The organism is Peribacillus sp., assembly GCF_059453735.1.
The window spans coordinates 1-1758 of record NZ_JAZVJO010000066.1; the positions used below are offsets into that span (position 1 = coordinate 1).

At 39.1% G+C, this 1758-nt stretch carries 4 protein-coding genes; all 4 read left to right on the plus strand.

From position 1 onward, the window contains the following. Positions 1 to 571, plus strand: a 571-nt coding sequence (locus AC52RT_RS02205) for a glycyl-radical enzyme activating protein (RefSeq protein ID WP_495539231.1), incomplete at its 5' end; no start/stop codon positions are given. A 16-nt stretch (positions 572 to 587) separates the two neighbouring features. Further along, entirely contained in the window at positions 588 to 947 is a 360-nt protein-coding gene (locus AC52RT_RS02210) for a BMC domain-containing protein (protein ID WP_495539232.1), read from the plus strand. Then, positions 944 to 1369: a EutP/PduV family microcompartment system protein gene (locus tag AC52RT_RS02215; RefSeq protein ID WP_475850528.1), complete on the plus strand. Its 426-nt coding sequence runs from the start codon at positions 944 to 946 to the stop codon at positions 1367 to 1369. Before AC52RT_RS02210 ends, AC52RT_RS02215 begins: the two co-directional genes overlap by 4 nt. 26 nt (positions 1370 to 1395) lie before the next feature. Beyond that, the coding region (locus AC52RT_RS02220; RefSeq protein WP_495539233.1) for a class II aldolase/adducin family protein at positions 1396 to 1758 on the plus strand (363 nt) is incomplete at its 3' end.

Consider the following 1758-nt stretch of genomic DNA (forward strand, 5'->3'; position numbering starts at 1 on the left):
ACATGGCTACGATCCGACTTACTATTGGAGATCCGGAGGCGGACTTACACTATCGGGTGGAGAAAGCCTATGCCAGCCTGATTTTGCATATGCGTTGTTAAAAACGGCAAAATCTAAGGGAATTAATACAGCGATGGAATCAATGGGATGTGCAAAATATGAGACCATAGAAAAAATATTATCGTATTTGGATACTTATTTGCTCGACATCAAGCATACGAATCCAAACAAACATAAAGAGTTTTGTGGCAGAGACAATATATTAATGCTTGATAATGCCAGAAAAATCGCTGAAAGCGGTTTGACCAGGTTGGTTATAAGAGTTCCTGTGATACCTACTTTTAATGATACGGTTGAGGAAATATCTGATATTGCAAAGTTTGCTGATAAGCTACCAGGAGTAAAAAAAATTCACTTATTGCCTTATCACAGACTCGGGCAGGATAAATACACAGGACTGGGCAGGCCATATTTGATGGGAGATATTCTTCCACCTGAGAATGAACATATGGAAATGCTTAAAAAGGCGGTGGAATCTGTATCGAAATTGAGCTGCCAGATAGGAGGTTAGTGTGGAGTACTTACATATGGAAGACGAAAAGTACCAACGCATCATACAAGAATATGTACCTGGCAGGCAGGTTACACTGGCGCATATAATTGCTAGCCCAGATGAAATTTTGTATAGAAAACTTGGGCTTGATCCTAAGCTTGATTATGCTAAAGCGGCAATTGGAGTTACTACAGTAATTCCCTCGGAAACAGCAATTATAATGGCGGATATTGCCATGAAAGCCAGTGGAATAGAAATTGGTTTTGTAGATAGATTTTCGGGTTCATTAATATACACCGGTACAGTTAGCGAAGTTGAAGCGGCAATGACCGCACAGCTTGAATACGTAAAGAACAAGTTAGGATATACAATTTGTGAGGTGACTAAGACTTGAGAAAACTCATTCTCATGGGACGAAGCCATGCAGGGAAAACAACCTTAACGCAAGCTCTTCGAGGGGAAGAAATTCATTATTACAAAACCCAGGATATACATAATTATGAGTCAGTAATTGATACACCAGGAGAATATGCTCAAAGTCATAGACTGGGAAAAGCCTTAGCACTTTATACGTATGAGGCGGATGTGGTTGGAATTTTAGTGGCGGCAAATGAGCCATATAGCTTATTTCCACCAGGGGTTAGTGCGCAAGCTAATCGAGAATGTATTGGGATTGTTACTAAAATTGATAAGGAAGATGCGAATATTCCATTAGCAGATAGATGGCTTGAAATTGCAGGAGTAACAAAGATATTTCACGTGAACTCACTCAAGGGAGAGGGTGTTGCGGAAATTATAGAGTATTTAAAAGATTAGTTAATCATTCAAGGAGGATTTATACAATGGTAAACGAGATGGAAATCAAAAAACAGATTTGTGACATCGGTAAAAGAATTTACAACCGTAACATGGTTGCAGCAAATGATGGAAACATTTCTGTAAAGCTTAATGATCATGAGTTCCTTTGCACTCCAACAGGTGTTTCAAAAGGATTTATGACACCAGAGTTTATTTGCAAAGTTGATGAGAAGGGAAATGTAATTCAGGCAAATAAAGGATTTAAGCCTTCTTCTGAAATTAAGATGCATATGAGAGTATACGAAAAGAGACCTGACGTTGGTTCTGTAGTACATGCGCATCCAATGTATGGTACGGCATTTGCAATTGCTGGAATTCCACTTACTCAGCCAATTATGCCAGAGGCT